Below are 19,737 nucleotides of genomic sequence, written 5' to 3' on the forward strand. Positions count from 1 at the left end.
CCGTCCCCCGTCACAAACCTGCTGTCACATTCCGCCACATAGTTCGCCCGCGATGCCGCCGGCGCGATGAACTGGGTCCAGTCGTCGACCGACGGCCCGGAACATCGCTCCTCTGCGGAAGGGACAACATCATGGCGCAGCGCACTCGTCGCCCGCTCATCGGCGTGACCGCGGGGACCCGCACGATGATGTCCGGCGCCTGGGCGGGCCATGATGCCGTGGCGGTCAACGAGCAGTACGTGCGTGCCCTGCGGGAAGCCGGTGCGCGACCCGTGATCATCGCCCCGCAGGACGAATGGAGCGACGAAGAGATCGCCGAGCTGGACGGCCTCGTTCTCACCGGCGGCACCGATCTCGATCCCACCGCCTGGGGCGAGGAGTCGCTCGCCACCGACATGACCCCAGACCCGGAGCGGGACGCCTTCGAGACGGCGCTGTACCGTGCCGCCCGACGCAATGACGTGCCGGTGCTCGGGATCTGCCGTGGCCTGCAGGTCATCGTCATCGCCGAGGGCGGGGAGCTCCACCGTCACCTGCCGACGGACCTGCCCGCCCATCCCACGACAGGTCTCGAGCCCAACCGCGTCGAGGCGCAGCTCGATGCGGCCAGCGACCTCGCCCTCGCGCTCGGCACCCGCGCCGAGGTCACTGCCTTCCACCACCAGGGGATCCGCACCGTCCGCGGCGATCTGCGGATCGTGGCCCGCCACGACAGCGGCCTGGCCCTCGCGGTCGAGGCGGAGCACGGATCGAGCGTGCTCGGCGTGCAGTGGCACCCCGAGATCGACGGCGAGGCGGGGCGCAGCATCTTCGAGAGCCTGCTCACGGCGATCCGCCACCGCGACACGGCCACGGTCACACCCTCCCTGGTCTAAGATGGGCAACGGTCGTCCGAGCCCCGTGTCGGACGCAGAGATCGGTGACACAGAGGAAGAGGCAGCATGAGCAACCAGCATGTCGCGGACGCGACCGATGCGCAGACGCATCAGGACGAGAACGTGACCTCGAAGGGCAACAACATCGTCCTATCGGTGGTGCTCTTCATCGTGCTCTTCGGGCTGTTCGCCGCCGGGCTCTACATGATGTCGATGATGCCGATGACCGAGCCCTCGGTCGGCCTCTTCGTCGGCGGCCTCGCGCTGTGCATGGTCGCGCTGTACGGCACCTTCGATCTGGTGCCGCGCTTCCTCTCCTGAGCTCCCCTGAAATTCCTCGTGCCCGGCGCCTCACGGCGGCCGGGCACGAGTCATTTCTGGCGGGAATCGCCGGCAGGGATGCTGTTCGAGGCGCGCCGCTCAGGCTATGGGGTGCGTCGTCTCCAGTCGCACGATCGATTCCAACGCCACCACGATCATGTCCTCGAAGGTCTCCTGACGTTCCTGCGCGCTCGTCTCCTCCCCGGTGAGGAGGTGATCCGAGACGGTGCAGAGAGCGAGCGCGCGGCGAGAGAACTGCGCGGCGAGGGTGTACAGAGCAGCAGCCTCCATCTCCACCCCGAGCACCCCGTATCCCGCCAGGATGCGGGTGGTCTCCGGATCAGGTGAGTAGAACTGGTCGGCGGAGTAGAGTCCGCCGGCGACCAGCGGCAGCATGCGGTCCTCGGCGATCTCGGCCGCAATCCGGGCCAGCGTGAAATCCGCGGCCGGAGCGAAGGAGACATAGCGGAAGCGCGGCACGTTCATCGCGGAATCCGTCGAGGCGGCCACGCCCAGGATCACGTCCCTCACGTTCACCGCCCCCGAGAGCGCGCCGCAGGTGCCGACTCGGATGATGGTCTGCACGTCGTAGTCGTCGAAGAGCTCCTGGGCATAGATCGCCATCGACGGCTGGCCCATGCCGGAACCCTGCGCGGAGACCCGGATCCCGCGGTAGGTGCCGGTGAAGCCCAGCATCCCCCGCACGTCGTTGTACTGGACGGGATCCTCGAGGAAGGTCTCGGCGATCCAGCGGGCGCGATAAGGATCCCCGGGCATCAGGACGTACGGGGCGATCTGGCCGGGGGAGGCACCGATGTGTGTCGACATGTTGCCAGCGTACGGCGCGGGTACGGCCCGGTGACGGAACGCAGAGCGGAACGCAGAGAAGGGCACGGTATGCCGGAAGCGGTGACCTGATCGCCACCCGTGGTGTGTTCCGGCGCGGTATGGCGCAGAATAGATGACCGTGAACGCTCACGATCCTCTGCTCGCCGCCTCTGCGCGCCCCGCCGTGCCGGCGTCGGTGCGACGAGCCCGCTGGGCCGTCTCCCTGATCTTCTTCCTCAACGGCGCTTCCTTCTGCGCGATCCTGCCCCGGTACCCGGAACTGGTGGAATCGATCGGGCTGAGCAACACCGCCTTCGGCCTCGCCATCGGCATCGGCCCTCTCGGTGGATTGCTGGCTGGCCTGTTCGCCGCCCGCCTGATGTCCCGCTTCGGCTCCGCCCGGGTGAGCGTGGTGCTGCAGGTGCTCGCATCTGTCTCGCATCTGGCGGTCTACGTCTCCGGGTCCTGGCTCTGGCTGACCTGCTCGCTGCTGCTGGCGACAGCAGCCGATGCGATCACGGACATCGCGATGAACGCCCATGGCATGCGGGTCGAGCGGCGCTATCGCCGCTCGATCATGAACAGCTACCACGGCTGGTGGTCGCTCGGAGCGGTGGTCGGCGGCCTGCTCGGCGCCGCCTGCGCACAGCTCGGCCTGCCGCTGTGGATCCAGGGAATCATCGGCATGATCGTGTTCGGCCTCCTCGCTGCCGCCTCGCTGCGCTTCATGCTGCCGGGCCCGGACAGCACCGAGCGCACGCCGGTCGCCTCCCCGTCGGCGTCCTCCGCCACAGAGGTTCCCGATGCGGCACCGACCGGCTTCCGCCTGGCCGGGATGAGCTTGCGAGCGCTCGGCCTGGTGACTGCACTGGGCATGGTCCTGGTGTTCGCGGGCTCCACCGAAGACGCCGGCAGCACCTGGGGTGCTCTGTTCATGCAGGACACGTTCGCGGCCACGCCCTTCCTGGCAGGTATGGCGTTCGTGGCCCTGCAGGGGGCGCAGACGATCGGCCGCTTCACCGGCGATGCCGTGGTGGACCGCCTGGGGGACCGGACGACCGCGCGGCTCGGTGGTGTGATCGCCATGGTGGGGATGAGCTTCGCCCTGCTGCTGCCCTCGCCGGTGACCGCGGTGATCGGCTTCGCCGCAGCAGGGTGGGGCGTGGCGACCCTCTTCCCCGCTGCCTATCGCGCTGCGGATGACCTTCCCGGGGTGCCCCATGGAGTCGGGATCACCGTGGTCGGCTGGTTCGCCCGCCTGGGATTCTTCCTCACCCCGCCATTGATCGGGGTGCTCGCCGACGCGATGACCCTGCGCTATGCCCTGTGGATGGTCCCGCTCTACGCCGTCGGGATCCTGCTGTTCTCCAGGGTGCTCAGCACTCGGAGCGTGAAGGCGGGTCACTGACGCTGATCGGCAGGGCAGGGCAGGGCGGGGCAGGGCAGACTAGAGCGCCGAGCCGGGCCCTCGGGACGCACGCGCACCCGGGACGCCCACATCGGGGCACGCGCGCCGGGCCGCACCCGCAGCCCCGCCGCGCCCGCCCTCGGTCAGAAGCGGCTGCTGTCCCCGGCACCTTCGCGGGCGATCACCAGGTCTCCGCCCGAGAGATCCACGACCGTGGTCGGCTCGATCCCGACCTCCCCGGAGTCGATGATCGCGTCCACCTGCTCGCCGAGAAGATCCTGGACCACCCAGGCCTCAGAGGGCGGATCCTCCTGCCCAGGCAGCAGCAGCGTCGAGGAGGCGATCGGCTCGCCGAGCGCCTCCACCAGCGCATGGGCCACGCGATGGTCCGGGATCCGCACCCCGACCGTGTGCTTCTTCGGATGGGCGAGCCTGCGCGGCACTTCTTTCGTGGCGGGGAGGATGAAGGTGTAGGCCCCCGGGGTCGCGTTCTTGACCAGCCGGAAGACCGGGTTCGAGACCAGCACGAACTGACCCAGCTGCGCGAAGTCTGCGCAGACCAGCGTGAAGTGATGATCCTTCCCCACCTGTCGGATCCGTCGGATCCGATCGAGCGCCTCGACATTGCCGAGGGTGCAGCCCAGGGCGTAGCAGGAATCGGTGGGATAGGCGATCAAGCCGCCTTCCTGCAGCACCGAGACCGCCTGCTCTATGAGCCGGGGCTGAGGATCCTCGGGATGGATGTCGAGATACTTCGCGGAGCGACGTGACCTGGCCATGCCCGATGGTACGCCGGGGCCTGACCGCACGTCGATCACGCTCGCAACCTTGTCGATCTGCCTCGCAGCGTTGTCGACCAGGCTCGCAGTCCTGTCGATCCGCTTCGCAGCCCGTCGAACAGGGCCGGGCACCGGCTGGGGCCGGTCGGCGCCGTGATTCAGGCGACGACGACGAACTCACGGCCGATCCATTTGGTGCGCCGCAGCCGCACCACGGCGTTCACGGGCAACGGTCCCTTGATATGGGGGTAACCGCGACCTTTGCCGTCCACATCCGCTTCGATGTCCACCGCGATGCCGGCGGCCTCCACTCGAGCCACGTCGATCTCCAGGATCACGAGATCCGAGGGACGATCCGGATAGACCCGCTTGGCGACCTTCGAGACCTGCTCCGGCCAGGACGCGTGCAGGAACCCTTCCTCGGCCAGGTCGCGGCCGCGGGTCGCGCGGGTGTAGGAGCCTGACCGAACGGCTGCCTCCCAGGTGGGCAGTTCGGTGATGTGCCAGATCAGGGGCGGAGGCATGACCGGCAGTGTACCGTGACCGGCATGGATGAGACCTCCGCCGGACCTGGCGCGGTGCGCCTGGTCCACGATGATGACCGTGACCGTTATGAGGCACTCGACGGCGATGAGCTGGTCGCTGTCCTCGCCTATGGCGACGAGGATCTGCCACCGGGTGCCGGAGACGGCCTCGGGGTACAGGTGCGGGATCTCCGTTCGACCGTCGTCGCTCCCGAGCGCTCGGGTCAGGGCATCGGCTCCGCGATCGTGCGCTACGCCCTGGACGATATCCGCGGCCAAGGGCTGAATATCCGCCCCACGTGCTGGTTCGTCAAGGGATGGATCGACCGCCACCCCGACTATGCCGACCTGCTGGAGAACCCGGCCCCCGTTCGCGACCAGGAGGGCCGATGACATACCGGATCCTGACCGTTTGCACGGGCAACATCTGTCGCTCGCCGATGGCCGAGTACGCCCTGCGCGAGGCCCTGGACCAGGCCGGCCTCGGCGACCGCGCCGAGGTCGCCTCCGTGGGCACCACCGGGTGGGAGGTGGGAAATCCGATCGATCCGCGGGCCGGCGACCTGCTGCGCCGTCATGGCATCGATGCGGTCAGCCATCGCGCACGCCAGCTTGATGAGCAGGAGCTGCACCGCGCCGACCTCGTGCTCGCTCTCGACCATGACCATGTCGGGCCGCTCCAGCGCGTGCTCGGTCGCGAGCAGGCCGACAGGACGGTCCGGATGGTGCGGGACTTCGCGCCGGCTCCGGTCGAGGACACGGGCATCCGTGACCCCTGGTACGGCGACGAGAGCGACTTCGAGATCACCTGGGAGCAGATCGACGAGGCGCTGGGCGGCATCATCGACCATGTCAGCGCCCAGCTCGATGCCGGCGCGCGCTCGGTCGACTCTCGGGAGCAGCGATGAATGCCGCGGAGCCGCGCGGCGCGCTCGAGACGGCCGCCGCCCTGCGCAGCGGAGAGCTCGACGTCCTCGAGCTCGCCGAACGGACTCTCGAGGCGGCCCGCGGCGTCGGTGCCGAGACCGGCGCGTTCGCCCACCTGCTCGAGGACCTCACCCGGGAACAGGCTCGGACCGTCTCCGAGCGGCTCGCCGACGCGCGTCGCAGCGGTCGAGAAGCGGACCTCGCCGCTCAGCTGCCGCTGCTCGGGGTGCCGCTGCCGATCAAGGACCTGACCCAGGTCGCCGGCGCCCCCTTCGAGGCCGGCAGCGCCGCCCTCGCGGGCAACATCGCGACCGTGACCGACGGCGTGGCACAGAAGATCCTCGATGCCGGCACCCTCACCATCGGCAAGACCACGACGCCGGAGTTCGGCATGCCCTGCTACACCGAGCCGGCGACCGGCGCGCCCGCCCGGACCCCCTGGGATCTGCGCCGCACCGCCGGCGGTTCGAGCGGGGGAGCGGCCGCTGCGGTCGCCTCCGGCGTGGTGCCCCTCGCGCATGGCTCCGACGGCGGGGGATCCGTCCGGATCCCTGCGGCGTGCTGCGGCATCGTGGGCGTGAAGCCCTCCCGCGGCGTGGTCTCACCCGGGCCGTACGGCAGCGAAGGGATGGGCCTGGGCACCGACGGTGTGCTCGCGCGCAGCGTGCGGGATGCGGCCGCCGGGCTGGACCTCATCGCCGGGCCGCGCACGGGAGACTTCACCCCCTCGCGCGCCTCAGAACGCTCCTACCTCGCCCGCCTCGAGGAGGACTCCCAGGCTCTGGCCCCGCTGCGGATCGCCGTGCTGCGGGAGCCGCTGGCCGCGGAGACCGAGGTGCATCCGGCCGCTCTGCGGGGACTCGAGCGTGCCCTCGAGGTCCTGCACGGGCTCGGCCATGAGACCGTCGAGATCCGAGCCCCATTCACCCCTGAGGACTGGAAGTCCTTCATGCCGCTGTGGTCCGTCGGGGCGGCGTCGATTCCCTTGACCTCTGCGCAGGAGGGGAAGCTGCTCGAGCTGACCCGCTGGCTGCGCGAACGCGGCCGCAGCTACAGCGGCGTGGATCTGGCGCTGGCGTTCTCCGGGGTCCAGTCGCTCTCCCGGCGCACTCTGGAGGAGTTCGCTCCGTTCGATCTGGTCATCACCCCCACTCTGGCCGCACCCCCCGCCTTCCCTGCAGAGCTCCAGCTCTCCGACGGCGAGGCGGACTTCTTCGCCCAGTGCGCGTTCACCCCGTGGACCAGCACCTGGAACATGCTCGGCACCGCCGCCGTCTCGGTCCCGATCCATCGGGAGATGATCGACGGCGGAGAGCTGCCCTTCGGCGTGCAGCTGGCAGCCACTCGGCCGGGCGACGAGCCGCTCCTGCTCGCGGTCGCCGCGCAGCTCGAGGCTCACGACCCGTGGCCGCTGGTGCGCGTGCCGCAGCACGCATGAGCACTCCCACGGAAGGGGCTGGGTCGCTGGAAGGAGCCGGGCCGCAGACCGTCCGACTCGACGTCTGGCTGTGGAGCGCCCGCCTGATGCCCACCCGTTCGGCGGCGACCGCGGCGTGCCGCGGCGGTCATGTGCGGCGCAACGGTGAACCGGCCAAGGCGGCCCAGAAGATCGTGGTCGGGGATGAGCTGAGGGTGCGCTCCCCGGGGCGTGAGCGGGTCGTAGTCATCACCCGGATCCTCACCAAGCGGGTGGGTGCCCCGATCGCTCGCACCGTCTATGAGGACCACAGCCCGGAGCCGCCGCCGCAGCTCGCTGCCGCCCCGCCCCGGAGGGAGCGCGGTACCGGCAGGCCCACCAAACGGGAGCGTCGACAGTTCGACCGGTTGCGAGGACGTGACTCCACAGGCGGCGACGACGAGCACGACCCCCGGCACTGAAAGCTCCGGACCTGAGATCCGGTCGTGAGGCCCGGTCCTGAGCCCCAGTGAGCACGCGGCTTGAGCACAGGGCTTCCGCATGACGAGGGCCCCGCGTCGATGACGCGGGGCCCTGGTGGCTCCCGTCCGGTGCGCGAGCGCCCGGTTCAGATCAGCGTGCGGAGGAGAGCAGCTCGTGGCGGTTGGAGGTCAGCCGGCTGAGCAGGTTCCGCTCGATCTCGACGACCTTGGGATTCGCGCCGTCGGCGAGCAGCCGCTGACGGATCGAAGCGAGGTCGGCGCTCTCCCGGATGAACCGCTTCATCACCGGTTTGGCACCGATCTGCTCCGCCCAGCGCTTGCCCTCGCGCCGTCCCTTCCAGGTCGCGAGCATGTCGACTTCCTCGTGGGTGAGCCAGCCCTGGTTGGCGTAGTCACCCAGACGGACTCGGGTCAGCCTGGATTCATCCCAGATCAACGCCACGATCGTGATCAGCCATATCAGTGAGAGCAGCGCCTTGGCGCCGTACATCAGCAGCAGGATCGGGATCCCGCCGCCGAGACCGGCGAAGAAGTTCCATGCCGCATGGATCAGCATCCCGGGGATCAGCGCGGGGATGAACACCAGGAAGCCCATGATGGTGCCCCACTTGCGCGCCACGAAGCCGACGATGATGCCCGTGAGCGAGGTGTAGATCGCGTGGCCGAAGATGTTCATCACCCCGCGCAGGATGAACATGAACAGCACGCCCCCGGCGCCCATGCTCTCCAGCCCGCGGGTGTAGTAGATGATGTTCTCGGTGAAGGCGAAGCCGCCGCCGATCAGGGCGCCGTAGATCAGGCCGTCCAGCGGCCCGTTGAAGTAGCGGCGTGCGAGCACCATCAGCAGCAGCAGTCCGAGGCCCTTGGTGGTCTCCTCGACCAGCGGCGCGCTGATCACCGGGCCAGCAAAGGCCACCGCTGCTTCGCTGCCGGTGACCAGGAAGACCAGCAGCGAGTTCAGCGTGTTCAGGATGTAGCTGAGACCGGCGGCGATCGCTGCTCCCCAGAACACCGCGATGATCAGCAGGGGCAGCGGCTGGGGATCCCAGCGGTCCGCCAGGAACATGATCCCCGCGATGACGAGCAGGGAGATCCCTGCGAGGAAGGCCGTGACCGGCCACCAGATCGGGCTCGAGCTCGCAGTCATCACGAACTCGAGGAAGAACCAGCCCAGGACCACCAGCACGAAGAAGCCGAGCACCACCAGCGCGAGCCACACCATGATGCTCACAGCCGGCAGCCGGGTGGCGTTCTGCGCGACCTCCTGCACCCGACGGGTCTGGGTGGACCAGGCCGACTGCGGCTGGGCCTGGTCGGGTCGTTGGATCTGCGCAGGAGCGAAACGGGCAGCGGTGAGGCCCGACGCCGGCCGCACCGAAGTGTCATAGGCGCGCGGGTTGCCGTAGTCGATATAGCGCGGCTGCGACTGGAACGACGGAGATCCGGGCGCGGAGTTCGTGGCACCGGGGCGCGGGCGCCCGTTGGGCATGTACTGGCCGCCAGGCTGCTGGTAGGGGGGCTGGGACATGAGGGCCTCTGTTTTCGCGGCAGGGGTGTCAGGTATCGCTGTGCGGCTCGTGGTCGACGTCGGTTCCCCTGGACGGACGAGTCACGGTGCCAGTGCGATGCTACAGGTGTGTGATCCCATTCTCGCGGAGAGGCCCGGGGCTGTGGAAGGCTGTTGTGGATGACGACTGGCGGATGCCCGGAGGGTCCTCCGTCCGAAGTTCCTTGAGTGACGAAAGTTCTTAGAGTTGAGCGGAATAGACTCAACTTGGTTGACGTTGATCTGATCGAACGCCTCATACGACCGACGCGCCCAGGAGAGGAGCATCGTGGAATTCCAGTTCACCACCCGCTCGCAGGAAGCTGTCACCGCGGCTGCGGAGAAGGCTGTCGAGCTCGGCAACCCGCAGATCAGCTCGATGCACCTGTTGTGGGCCCTGGCCGACCAGGACAACGGCATCGGCCGTGCCGCCCTGGACGCAGCCGGCGCCGATCCGCTCGAGGTGGTCCGGCGCGCCGCGCAGGCGATCGACTCGCTGCCGCGAACCAGCGGAGGCTCTTCGCCCACCTTCGTCGGCACCGGATTCGATGCGCTCGAGGCGGCCCGGCGCGAGGCGGACACCGCCCGCCGCACCTACCTGTCCACCGAGCATCTGATGATCGGCATCGCTCTCGGCAAGGACGCCGCCGCGCGGCTGCTCGCCGCCGCCGGAGCGACCCCTCAAGCACTTCGCGATGCCGTCACCCAGCTGACCCCAGGAGATGATCGAATGAACCAGATGGATTCGCAGAACCCCGAGGGCACCTTCAAGAGCCTCGAGAAGTTCGGGGTGGACCTCACCGAGCTCGCCCGCGAGGGTCGGCTGGATCCGGTGATCGGCCGAGACACCGAGATCCGCCGCGTCGTGCAGGTGCTCTCGCGCCGCACCAAGAACAACCCGGTGCTGATCGGCGAGCCCGGCGTCGGCAAAACCGCCGTGGTCGAGGGTCTGGCCCAGCGCATCGTCGCGGGCGATGTCCCTGACTCCCTGCGCGGGAAGCGGCTGGTCTCGCTGGACCTCTCCTCGATGGTCGCGGGGTCGAAGTACCGCGGTGAGTTCGAGGAGCGCATGAAGGCGGTCCTGGACGAGATCCGCACCAGCAACGGTCAGATCGTCACCTTCATCGACGAGCTCCATACGGTGGTCGGCGCGGGCGGCTCCGGCGACGGCTCGATGGATGCCGGCAACATGCTCAAGCCGATGCTGGCCCGCGGCGAGCTGCGGATGGTCGGGGCGACCACCCTGGACGAGTACCGCGAGAACATCGAGAAGGACCCCGCGCTCGAGCGGCGCTTCCAGCAGGTGTTCGTGGGGGAGCCGAGCGTCGAGGACACCGTGACGATCCTGCGCGGGCTCAAGGACAAGTACGAGGCGCACCACAAGGTCACCATCACCGACTCTGCCCTGGTGGCCGCAGCGACCCTCTCCTCGCGCTACATCTCGGGCCGGCAGCTGCCGGACAAGGCCATCGACCTGGTCGACGAGGCCGCCTCCCGCCAGCGGATGGAGCTGGACTCCTCCCCGGAGGAGCTGGACATCCTGCGCCGTCAGGTGGACCGGCTGAAGATGGAGGAGCTCGCGCTCTCCGGCAGCGAGGATCCCGGAAGCATCGCCAGGCTCGAATCCGTGCGCTCCCAGCTCGCCGACCGCACCGAGCAGATGGAGGAGCTCTCGGCACGCTGGGAGCGGGAGAAGGCCGGTCTGAACCTGGTCGGCGACCTCAAGGCACAGCTCGAGCAGCTGCGCATGCAGGCCGATCGGGCTCAGCGCGAAGGCGACCTCACCGCTGCCTCGAAGATCCTCTACGGCGACATCCCGGCGCTCAAGGATCAGCTGCGTGAGGCAGAGGAGCAGGAGGCAGGCATCGCCGGCGAGCAGGAACGGCCGATGGTCGCCGACCACGTGAGCCCCGATGACATCGCCGATGTCGTCTCCGCCTGGACCGGAATCCCTGCCGGTCGCCTGTTGCAGGGCGAGACCGAGAAGCTCCTGCAGATGGAGGAGATCATCGGTCAGCGGCTGATCGGACAGGCCCGTGCCGTCGGCGAGGTCTCGGATGCGGTGCGCCGAGCGCGCGCCGGCATCTCCGACCCTGACCGTCCCACCGGCTCCTTCCTCTTCCTGGGGCCCACGGGGGTGGGCAAGACCGAGCTCGCCAAGGCGCTCGCGGAGTTCCTCTTCGATGATGAGCGGGCGATGATCCGCATCGACATGTCGGAGTACTCCGAGAAGCACACCGTGGCGCGGCTGATGGGTGCCCCTCCGGGCTATGTCGGCTACGACGAGGGCGGCCAGCTCACCGAGGCCGTGCGCCGCAGGCCGTACTCGGTGGTGCTGCTCGATGAGATCGAGAAGGCCCACCCCGATGTGTTCGACGTGCTGCTGCAGGTTCTCGACGACGGCCGGCTCACCGACGGCCAGGGACGGACCGTGGACTTCCGCTCCACGATCATGATCCTCACCTCGAACCTGGGCGCCCATGCGCTCCAGGACCAGCTGCTCGACGAGAAGGAGAAGCACGAACGGGTGATGCAGGTGGTGCGGGCCTCCTTCAAGCCGGAGTTCCTCAACCGCCTGGACGACATCGTCATGTTCGACGCCCTGGATCGCGAGCAGCTCACCAGCATCGTCACCCTGCAGATCCAGGAGGTCGCCGCACGGCTGCGGGACCGTCGCATCTCCCTCGAGGTGGACGAGGCCGCAACCCGCTGGCTCGCTGCGGAGGGCTTCGACCCGATGTACGGGGCGCGACCCCTCAAGCGCCTGGTGCAGAAGGAGATCGGCGACGGGCTGGCCCGGCTGATCCTGAAGGGCGAGGTGCACGACGGTCAGCGTGTAGAGGTCGGCGTGCGTGAGGATGAAGCCGGGTTGGATCTTGCTATTGCCGAAGATCTCACGGCCGAAGTCAGCGGCTCCGAGGTGAATGCGAGCGGGGCTTCAGCCGCAGGGGGTTGATCGGATAGTCGCCTGGGCGGTGTCATTCTGTACAAAGAAGACACCGCCCAATGGCGTCCGGCAGAATTCACGGGGCGCAACCGACTTCGTGTGATCAGTTCCCAAACAACGCGTCGGCGGCTGCGGTCATATGCTGGGATGCGAAGGTTTCAGGTGCGAGGAGCATGTGCGCGCCAACAGCTCCGGCACCTGTTCCAGAGGTGATGATGTTGCGCCCTGTGCTTCCCTCCGCCATGCCGAGTTCGTCCGATACTTTCGACCCAATGGATTCGCCGAGTCGTGCGGTGTGAGTATCGCTGGCGAAGTTGCCGCTCGTCTCCATCCATGATCGATTACCTGGCAGCTGTCCATCGGTAAAGTCGTTGGCGGTCGCGAGTCCTTGGATGAGTGGTAGCGGCGTCACGCTTCCGAGAGCTTCGGCACTGTTCCCAAGCACACCCCCGGTATCGCCTGCCTTCAAGCTCTCGACTGCCTCTGCGACGTCAGGGATCGCGCCGGCGATCGGTGCCATCTTTGCCACGCGACGCAACCACGGCGGCGCATCTTTGCTGTCTTCGGCCATGCTGGAGAGCTTTTCGCCAACATTCTCGCGATGTGCTTGGCGGAGTCCTTCCAGCCGTCGTCGCCTGAGCCGGGGGCGGGGAAAGGGCCGCCTCCACCGAAGCCGTTACCGGACCCTCTTCTGGCGCTCCAGCCACCGTGCGCGCCGTTACCAGGGGAAGAGGTCATATCCTGCTCGTCGGCCTCTTCCTCGAGCAGGGTTCCGCGCTCGGACACCTGAGCAGCGCTGCTCATGCCACGCTGATGGGCGATGTCGTACTGGGACCGGAAGTCATCGGCGTCCGGGCCCACCCAGTTCACCGCATGGACCAGTCCCCGCAGCGAGGTCAGCAGCTCCTCGACCCGCCCCGAGGCGCCGTTGAACCGGCTCGCTAGGTCGCGCAGCTGATCGGTGTCGGCACCGTAGAAGGTCATACCCACCATGATCGCGCTTCAAACGAGGGTGCGCCATGGGGAGGACTGCCCATCCCTGAACGAGATCCAGAGACACGCTGTTCGACGTCACCCTTGCGGGTCCCAGGGCGCCGGGAGGTACTCACGGCGCAGGTCGTAGTAGCGCTCCGGATCGGTGATTCCGTCCAGGCCGCGCTGCCACTGCTGCCCGTACTCCAGGGTCGACTGCTCCATCGCGCGCAGCGGAGCGGCCGCCCCCGGGTTGACGGGTTCCACGAGATCCGCGCCCGTGCCGATCAGCTCCGAGGCCGTCCGGGACATGGCCGGCACCGGGGTGGCGGCGAGGATGTCCGCCATCGCACCTGCATGGCGGTACATCCCGCGTTCGCCGGCGCGCACGATGCCCGCCAGGTCGCCGTCCCCGATCGCAGAGGAGACCTCCTCGCTGGTCTGCATGACGTTGGCGAGCCCCTGGTCGATGCCGGAGATCACCTGCCCCGGCACGGAGTCGCTCCCGAGCACGGCCCCGGCGACGGTGTGGGGCACTCGCACCACCGAGACCGCCGGGGTGAGTGCCCCGAGGCCGATCTCCTCGAGATTCTGCTCCGTCCGGTCGAAGATCTGCCCCATGCCGCTATGGACCCCCATCACCGTCTGCGCCGCGCCGACGAAGGGGATCGCACCGAGTCCGAGCTTCCGATCGAGCTGCGCCTCGGCGAGGATCTCGGGATCCAGCGCGAACTCCTCTCCCTTGGGGAGCGGAGCAGGCGCGGGGATGGTCCGCAGCGGGTCCGGCCGCATGAAGGGACCGCCGATCATCGGCCAGAGCTCGTCCAGATCGGGCAGCCGAGGCAGTCGATCCGCCAGACGCTGCGGGTCCGGATGCATGAAGGGACCGCCGATCATCGGCCCCCACTCCATGCCGCCCTTCCCCTGCAGCGGTGGCAGTCCCACGGCCGGGTCCGGGACCCAGGGCGGGGTCGCCCGCACGCCGAGCGGATCTCCGGCCACCCCGGGAGCGGTGTCTGGCTGGGAGCAGACGTCCTGCTCCGCGGCCTCGCCCTCGAGCTGCCGGCCGCGCTCCCGCAGCTTCTCGACCAGCCGGATCACGGTGTCGACCACCTCATCGGTGCACCGGCGGTGATCCTCCGCGTCCGGACCGAACCAGGCCGTGGCGTGCACCGTGCGTGCAACAGCGGTGATCACCGCCCCCAGCTGAGCCGCGTCGGTGGAGAACTCGGCGGACAGCTCTGTCAGGGCGACGGTCTCGGATCCCCAGAAAGTGTTCATGGCGAGACCGTAGGCAATCACGATCTGCGGACGTCGGTCACCGCCGGGGAATGTGGATGGACGAGGGATGTGGAGGAACCGTCGGCGGCGCGGGACAGCCCGGGCAGCAGAGCCCGGGCAGCAGAGGCCGGGCTGCAGAGCCCGAGCAGCAGACGGCCCCGGGAACCCGTCCTACGGATTCCCGGGGCCGTCAGCTCAGTCGAGCAGCTCAGACCACGATGTTCACGATCTTCGGCGCACGGATGATCAGCTTGCGGACGGTCTGGCCCTCCAGCAGCTCCTGCACCCGCGGCTCGGCCATCACCGCTGCCTCGAGATCGCTCTCGGAGATCCCGGGATCCACCTCGATGCGGTGGCGCACCTTGCCCTTGATCTGGATCACGCAGGTGACCTGCTCGGCCTTCAGCAGCTCCGGATCCGCCACCGGGAACGCCACTCGCGAGATGCTGCCCTTGTGACCCAACCGTGCCCACAGCTCCTCGGCCAGGTGCGGGGCCAGCGGAGAGACCATCAGCACCAGCGGCTCGACCGCCGCACGCGGCGTGGAACCGGTGGCGGTGAGCTGCTTGGTCAGGTGGTTCACCAGCTCGATGAGCTTCGCGATGGCGGTGTTGAAGTGCATCCGCTCCATGTCCCGGGTGACCCCATCGATCGCCCGGTGGGTGGCCTGCATCGTGGGCCGGTCCCCGGGGTCGTCGGTGACCGTCAGCTGCCCCGTCTCCTCATCGACCACGAGGCGCCACAGACGCTGCAGGAAGCGCTGGGAGCCGACGACGGCGCGGGTCTCCCAGGGCCGTGAGAGGTCCAGCGGTCCCATCGACATCTCGTACACGCGCAGGGTGTCGGCGCCGTATTCCTCGTACATGTCATCCGGTGCCACCGCGTTCTTCAGCGACTTGCCCATCTTCCCGTACTCCTGGGTGACAGGTTCGCCCTGGTAGGTGAAGGTGCCGTCGGCCCCTGCGACGACCTCCTCGGCGGGGACGTGGACGCCACGGGCGTCGGTGTAGGCGAAGGCCTGGATGTAGCCCTGGTTGAACAGGCGGTGGAACGGCTCCTGGCTGGAGACGTCGCCGCGGTCGAAGAGCACCTTGTGCCAGAACCGCGCATACAGCAGGTGCAGCACCGCGTGCTCGACCCCGCCGACGTACAGGTCCACGCCGCCCACGCCGCCGTCCTCGGGCGCGCCGAGCCAGTACTTCTCGTTCTCCGCACGCACCAGGACATCATCCTCGGTGGGGTCGATGTAGCGCAGGTGGTACCAGGACGAACCCGCCCACTGCGGCATCGTGTTCGTCTCTCGACGGTAGGTCTTCGGACCCTCGCCCAGGTCCAGCTCGACCTCGGCCCACTCCGTCGCGCGCGACAGCGGGGTCTGCGGCTCGGTGTCCGCATCCTGGGGATCGAAGGTCTTGGGGGAGAAGTCCGCGACCTCGGGCAGGTCCAGCGGCAGCATCGACTCCGGCAGCGGGATCGGCACCTCGGGCGCCGCCGGATCGTAGACGATCGGGAAGGGCTCACCCCAGTAGCGCTGGCGCGAGAACAGCCAGTCCCGCAGCCGGAAGGTGGTGCGGGCACGCCCGAAGCCCTTCTCCTCGGCGTACTCGGTCGCGCGCGCCTTCGCCTCGTCCTTGTCCAGGCCGTTCAGATCCAGATCGGCGTTCGCGGAGTTGATCTTCTGGCCTTCTCCGGTCCAGGCGCCGCCGTTGAAATCAGCAGGCGGCTGCACGGTGCGGATCACCGGCAGCGAGAACTTCGTGGCGAAGGCGAAGTCTCGCTCATCCTCGGCGGGGACCGCCATGATCGCGCCGGTGCCATAGCCGGTCAGCACGTAGTCCGCGGTGAAGACGGGCAGCTCGCGGCCGTCCATCGGGTTCGTCGCGGTCAGCCCGGTGAACACGCCGGTCTTCTCGCGATCGTCCGCGGTCCGCTCGTCCTCGTCGAGAGAGGCGGCACGTGCCCGGTAGGACTCCACGGCCTCCCGCGGGGTGGCTGCGCCACCGGTCCAGGACTCCTCGGTGCCCTCCGGCCATGCTGCGGGCAGGGACGAGGGATCCGTGAGCAGCGCGTGCTCGGGGGAGAGCACGCAGAAGGTCGCGCCGAACAGGGTGTCCGCACGGGTCGTGAACACGTCGAAGGATGCCTCGGGAGCTGAGGACAGGCCGGCGGTGGGGAACGTGATCTGCGCGCCGTGGCTGCGTCCGATCCAGTTGCGCTGCATGGCGCGGATCGACTCGGGCCAGTCCACCCGGTCCAGATCATCGATGAGGCGGTCCGCGTAGGCGGTGATCCGCATGTTCCACTGCCGCAGCCGGCGGGTGAAGACCGGGAAGTTCCCGCGTTCGGAGCGGCCCTCGGCGGTGACCTCCTCATTGGCCAGCACGGTGCCCAGACCCGGGCACCAGTTCACCGGGGTCTCGGAGATGTAGGTCAGGCGGAAGGAGTCGGCCAGCTCCGTGAGCTCGGCGTCGGTGGCGGCGGTGACGTCGGCGGGGGAGCGGCCCGCCCACCCCTCGGGCAGCTCGATGCCCTGGCGGTCGGCGAGGGCGAACGGATCCACAGTGCCGCCGCGCAGCTCCTCACGCAGCTCGGCGATCGGCCGCGCCCGTCCCGTGATGCCGTCGGCGTTCGGGGCCTCGGGGTCGTACCAGGAGTCGAAGATCCGCAGGAAGATCCACTGCGTCCATTTCACGAACTCAGGATCAGTGGTGGCCAGCGAACGGCGGGAGTCATGGGACAGACCCAGCCGGTGCAGCTGGCGGCGCATGTTCGCGATGTTGGACTCGGTCGTGATGCGCGGATGGGTGCCCGTCTGTACGGCGTACTGCTCGGCGGGCAGGCCGAAGGCGTCGTAGCCCATCGTGTAGAGGACGTTCTTGCCCATCATCCGCTGATGGCGGGCGACCACGTCGGTCGCGATGTATCCCAGCGGATGTCCCACGTGCAGCCCTGCCCCGGAGGGGTAGGGGAACATGTCCATGATGTACATCTTCTCGGCGGCGGCGCCGCCGGAAGTGGCGGCGGCCTGCTCGATCGACTCGGCAGAGCCGCGCAGCTCGCCGACGGGGTTGTCGGCGTGGAAGGTGCCGTCCTCGTCCCAGCGCTGCTGCCAGCGGCGCTCGATCTCGTCCGCGACGGCGGCGGTGTAGCGGTGCGGGGCCTCGCTCATGGGTGAATCGTCCTCCGAAGGATCAGTGCGGCGGTTGCCGCCAGGCGTCTCGTGACATGAAAAAACCCTCGCGCAGGCGAGGGGAGCCGCATCGGTGCCTCATGTGCGCACCGGCACGCTCTCAGGAGCGCGGGGTGGGCGCGGGCCTTGTCCGACGCGGCTGCATAAGCAGGAGCCGTCGAGTCACGGGGTCATCCTACCGCGCCGGGGCCCGTGCCCTCGAGCGTGCTCGGGGAGTGCTCAGACCCCGAGCAGGCCCGAGATCAGCAGCAGCACCAGCACGGTCCCGATCGTGGTGATCAGCACCGTGTCCCGGGCGAGGTTCTCCGAGGCGCGGTAGCGGGCTGCAGCGACATAGACGTTCTGCGCCGTGGGCAGGGCGGCCATCACCACCACCTCGTAGAGCGAGGCGCCCCGCATCCCGAGCAGCAGCCCCACTCCCAGCGCGATCACCGGCATCAGCAGCAGCTTCGAGGCCGAGGCGACCGCGATCAGCCCGCGATAGCCGTCAGCCTTCGCCAGCGGCCGCGAGCCGTAGAGGGAGAGCCCATAGGCCAGCAGCATCGCCGGGATCGCCATGTCCGCGAACGAGTGGATCGGCTCGAGCGCGACCGCCGGGATCTTCACCCCCGCCAGCACCAGGAGCAGGCCGACGGCGGAGGCGATGATGGTGGGGTTCGCGACGATGCTGCGCAGCACTCCGGCGGGGCCAGAGGAGTCCTTCTCGGTGACCCGATGCAGCACGAACAGGTACAGCGGCGTGTACACCGCCTGCTGGAACAGGATCACAGGCAGTGCGTGCGAGATGTCGCCGAGCACATAGAGGGCGATCGGGAAGCCCATGTTCGCTCCGTTGACCACGGAGCCGCTGATCGCGGTCATCACCAGGTCCGCGCCTCGACGTCTGGTGAACAGCGCCACCGCGATGATCAAGATCGCGCCGGTGGCGAGCCCCGAGATGCCGGCCACGGCCATCGGCAGCGAGAGCACCTCGCGCACATCGGACTCGAGCAGCCCCACCAGCACCAGGGCCGGGGAGGCGACGAAGAAGGTTGAACGGTTCAGCACATAGCGACCGTGCGGACCGAGAACTCCGGTGCGTCCGACCACCCAGCCCACACCGATCATGGACCAGACGATGAAGAAGCCGGCCAGAACCCCGCTCACAGCGGCGGGAGGAGGGAAGACGTGAACACCGGACTGATCCTAGACGGCCAGCAGGAAAGGGGGTTCCGTCGTTCAATCGCCGGACGCGCGGCCCAATCGCCGGACATCAGGGGGTGCGGCAGCGGTCAGCGCATCCCGTGCGAGGTGCGGCCGTCGATCTGATCGCTGCTGCCGGGAACCGGCTCGGCGCCGTCGGAGCCGAGGCCCACGATGCGGTTCTGCGCATCGACATGGACGACACGGGGGCGGTGCGTGGAGACCTCCGTCTCGTCCAGCTGCCCGTACGCGATGATGATCACCAGGTCGCCCGGGGTGACCAGATGCGCTGCGGCGCCGTTGATGCCGATCACTCCACTGTCGCGCTCGCCCTCGATCACGTAGGTGATCAGGCGGTGGCCATTGGTGATGTCTACGATCGTGACCTGCTCGTTCTCGACCAGACCCGCGGCCTCCGTGAGGGCAGGGTCGATCGTCACCGAACCCACGTAGTGCAGGTCTGCCTGCGTGACGGTGGCTCGGTGGATCTTCGAGGTCATCAGAGTGCGCAACATCGCTCCTATTCTCTCATCACGCCCGCATGCTGGATGATGGAGACGTCCGTTTCGTCAGGAGGATCACCATGCCCAAGGCCCGCCGCAGTTCAGCACGCCGTTCCGAGCGGTTCGAGGACATGGCGCTGCCCGATGAGCTCCTCGGGGTCCTCGCCGAGCAGGGGCTCGAGAGCGCCTTCGAGATCCAGTCCGTGATCCTTCCCGACGCGCTCGCCGGGCGTGATGTGCTGGCCCGTGCCGAGACCGGTTCCGGCAAGACCCTCGCCTTCACGCTCGCGATGACCTCCCGCTTCCGCGGTCGCAAGATGCATCGCAAGCGTCCGCTCGGGGTGGTGCTGGTGCCCACGCGCGAGCTGGCGGTGCAGGTCGTGGACACCATCCACCCCTTCGCTCGGGCCGTGGGAATCAAGGCGCAGCTGGTCGCCGGCGGCATGAACATCGAGAAGCAGGCGGACGCGGTGGCCCGCGGCGTGTCGATCGTGGTGGCCACCCCGGGCCGGTTGATCGATCTCGCCGAGCGCGGCGCGCTCCAGCTGGACCTGG

At 68.6% G+C, this 19,737-nt stretch carries 18 protein-coding genes; 9 read left to right on the top strand and 9 right to left on the bottom strand.

Annotation, left to right across the window (positions count from 1 at the left end):
* Nucleotides 1-131 precede the first annotated feature (131 nt).
* On the top strand, nucleotides 132-875 hold the full coding sequence (locus ACT3UF_RS14640; protein ID WP_441444363.1) for a gamma-glutamyl-gamma-aminobutyrate hydrolase family protein: 744 nt from the start codon (nucleotides 132-134) through the stop codon (nucleotides 873-875).
* A 66-nt stretch (nucleotides 876-941) separates the two neighbouring features.
* Nucleotides 942-1,196: a hypothetical protein gene (locus ACT3UF_RS14645; RefSeq protein ID WP_441444364.1), complete on the top strand. Its 255-nt coding sequence runs from the start codon at nucleotides 942-944 to the stop codon at nucleotides 1,194-1,196.
* Nucleotides 1,197-1,295: 99 nt separating this feature from the next.
* Here the strand turns inward: ACT3UF_RS14645 and deoD are convergent, their stop codons facing one another.
* Nucleotides 1,296-2,024: a purine-nucleoside phosphorylase gene (deoD, locus tag ACT3UF_RS14650; protein WP_441444365.1), complete on the bottom strand. Its 729-nt coding sequence runs from the start codon at nucleotides 2,022-2,024 to the stop codon at nucleotides 1,296-1,298.
* Nucleotides 2,025-2,163: 139 nt separating this feature from the next.
* Here deoD and ACT3UF_RS14655 point away from each other — a divergent pair, with 139 nt between their 5' ends.
* The gene (locus tag ACT3UF_RS14655) at nucleotides 2,164-3,432 is read left to right on the top strand and encodes an MFS transporter (protein WP_442331737.1); all 1,269 of its coding nucleotides are present in this window, start codon (nucleotides 2,164-2,166) and stop codon (nucleotides 3,430-3,432) included.
* Nucleotides 3,433-3,575: 143 nt separating this feature from the next.
* On the opposite strand, the gene ACT3UF_RS14660 is transcribed toward ACT3UF_RS14655, so the two are convergent.
* Both ACT3UF_RS14660 and ACT3UF_RS14665 read right to left on the bottom strand, forming a co-directional pair.
* Nucleotides 3,576-4,211, bottom strand: coding sequence for an L-threonylcarbamoyladenylate synthase (locus tag ACT3UF_RS14660; RefSeq protein ID WP_441444367.1), 636 nt, complete (start codon nucleotides 4,209-4,211; stop codon nucleotides 3,576-3,578).
* A 158-nt stretch (nucleotides 4,212-4,369) separates the two neighbouring features.
* Nucleotides 4,370-4,735 (bottom strand): DUF952 domain-containing protein, encoded by a 366-nt coding sequence (locus ACT3UF_RS14665; protein WP_441444368.1) that lies wholly within the window; start codon nucleotides 4,733-4,735, stop codon nucleotides 4,370-4,372.
* Nucleotides 4,736-4,759: 24 nt separating this feature from the next.
* Between ACT3UF_RS14665 and ACT3UF_RS14670 the strand changes: the two genes are divergently transcribed.
* Genes ACT3UF_RS14670 through ACT3UF_RS14685 form a run of 4 tightly spaced genes read left to right on the top strand, consistent with a single transcriptional unit; the run spans nucleotide 4,760 to nucleotide 7,540 of the window.
* Nucleotides 4,760-5,128, top strand: coding sequence for a GNAT family N-acetyltransferase (locus ACT3UF_RS14670; protein WP_441444369.1), 369 nt, complete (start codon nucleotides 4,760-4,762; stop codon nucleotides 5,126-5,128).
* Entirely contained in the window at nucleotides 5,125-5,643 is a 519-nt protein-coding gene (locus ACT3UF_RS14675) for a low molecular weight protein-tyrosine-phosphatase (protein ID WP_441444370.1), read from the top strand. Before ACT3UF_RS14670 ends, ACT3UF_RS14675 begins: the two co-directional genes overlap by 4 nt.
* On the top strand, nucleotides 5,640-7,100 hold the full coding sequence (locus ACT3UF_RS14680; protein WP_441444371.1) for an amidase: 1,461 nt from the start codon (nucleotides 5,640-5,642) through the stop codon (nucleotides 7,098-7,100). Before ACT3UF_RS14675 ends, ACT3UF_RS14680 begins: the two co-directional genes overlap by 4 nt.
* The gene (locus ACT3UF_RS14685; protein WP_441444372.1) at nucleotides 7,097-7,540 is read left to right on the top strand and encodes an RNA-binding S4 domain-containing protein; all 444 of its coding nucleotides are present in this window, start codon (nucleotides 7,097-7,099) and stop codon (nucleotides 7,538-7,540) included. The genes ACT3UF_RS14680 and ACT3UF_RS14685 overlap by 4 nt, the downstream gene beginning before the upstream one ends.
* A 151-nt stretch (nucleotides 7,541-7,691) precedes the next feature.
* Here the strand turns inward: ACT3UF_RS14685 and ACT3UF_RS14690 are convergent, their stop codons facing one another.
* On the bottom strand, nucleotides 7,692-9,089 hold the full coding sequence (locus ACT3UF_RS14690; protein WP_441444373.1) for a PrsW family intramembrane metalloprotease: 1,398 nt from the start codon (nucleotides 9,087-9,089) through the stop codon (nucleotides 7,692-7,694).
* Nucleotides 9,090-9,396: 307 nt separating this feature from the next.
* Here ACT3UF_RS14690 and clpB point away from each other — a divergent pair, with 307 nt between their 5' ends.
* On the top strand, nucleotides 9,397-12,063 hold the full coding sequence (gene clpB, locus ACT3UF_RS14695) for an ATP-dependent chaperone ClpB (RefSeq protein ID WP_441444374.1): 2,667 nt from the start codon (nucleotides 9,397-9,399) through the stop codon (nucleotides 12,061-12,063).
* Nucleotides 12,064-12,157: 94 nt separating this feature from the next.
* Here the strand turns inward: clpB and ACT3UF_RS14700 are convergent, their stop codons facing one another.
* The 5 genes from ACT3UF_RS14700 to panD form a co-directional block, all read right to left on the bottom strand.
* The gene (locus ACT3UF_RS14700; protein ID WP_444599625.1) at nucleotides 12,158-12,625 is read right to left on the bottom strand and encodes a hypothetical protein; all 468 of its coding nucleotides are present in this window, start codon (nucleotides 12,623-12,625) and stop codon (nucleotides 12,158-12,160) included.
* Between the two features lie 500 nt (nucleotides 12,626-13,125).
* Nucleotides 13,126-14,307: a hypothetical protein gene (locus ACT3UF_RS14705; RefSeq protein ID WP_441444376.1), complete on the bottom strand. Its 1,182-nt coding sequence runs from the start codon at nucleotides 14,305-14,307 to the stop codon at nucleotides 13,126-13,128.
* Between the two features lie 208 nt (nucleotides 14,308-14,515).
* Nucleotides 14,516-17,476, bottom strand: coding sequence for a leucine--tRNA ligase (gene leuS, locus ACT3UF_RS14710; protein ID WP_444608401.1), 2,961 nt, complete (start codon nucleotides 17,474-17,476; stop codon nucleotides 14,516-14,518).
* 240 nt (nucleotides 17,477-17,716) lie between these two features.
* Nucleotides 17,717-18,643 carry an AEC family transporter gene (locus ACT3UF_RS14715; RefSeq protein ID WP_444592186.1) on the bottom strand — a complete coding sequence of 309 codons (927 nt, stop codon included), beginning with the start codon at nucleotides 18,641-18,643 and terminating at the stop codon, nucleotides 17,717-17,719.
* Nucleotides 18,644-18,768: 125 nt separating this feature from the next.
* A complete protein-coding gene (panD, locus tag ACT3UF_RS14720; protein WP_441444379.1) occupies nucleotides 18,769-19,194 on the bottom strand; it encodes an aspartate 1-decarboxylase in 426 nt (141 codons plus the stop codon).
* Nucleotides 19,195-19,262: 68 nt separating this feature from the next.
* On the opposite strand from panD, the gene ACT3UF_RS14725 reads away from it, so the two are divergent.
* Nucleotides 19,263-19,737: DEAD/DEAH box helicase (locus ACT3UF_RS14725; protein WP_444601574.1), on the top strand; the 475-nt coding region annotated here is incomplete at its 3' end.

It is taken from the genome of Brachybacterium sp. AOP24-D1-21 (assembly GCF_052378665.1).
GTDB lineage: Bacteria > Actinomycetota > Actinomycetes > Actinomycetales > Dermabacteraceae > Brachybacterium.